Raw genomic sequence first — 361 nt, forward strand, 5'->3', positions numbered from 1 at the left:
GAAGACTACGACGTTGAGAAGACTACGACGTTGATAGGTTGGGTGTGTAAGCGCTGTGAGGCGTTGAGCTAACCAATACTAATTGCCCGTGAGGCTTGACCATATAACACCCAAGCAATTTGCKWACTTCGARAGARGCATCAGATTGCGGTGTGTGAAGACGCAAGAACCGAAARTTCGAGAAACACACAAATCTATTACATACCCAATTTGCTGAAGCGAGRCCATCCTGGTCACGACTCAGTACCCGAATTTCTTGACGACCATAGAGCATTGGAACCACCTGATCCCATCCCGAACTCAGCAGTGAAACGATGCATCGCCGATGGTAGTGTGGGGTTTCCCCATGTGAGAGTAGGTC

At 48.7% G+C, this 361-nt stretch carries 1 rRNA gene; it reads left to right on the forward strand.

What is annotated here, in order from left to right:
* Positions 1 to 255 precede the first annotated feature (255 nt).
* Positions 256 to 361, forward strand: a 5S ribosomal RNA gene (rrf, locus tag AB4Z35_RS31325); the annotation flags it as partial.

The sequence above is a fragment of the Pseudomonas sp. KB_15 genome (assembly GCF_052114525.1).
Lineage (GTDB): Bacteria > Pseudomonadota > Gammaproteobacteria > Pseudomonadales > Pseudomonadaceae > Aquipseudomonas.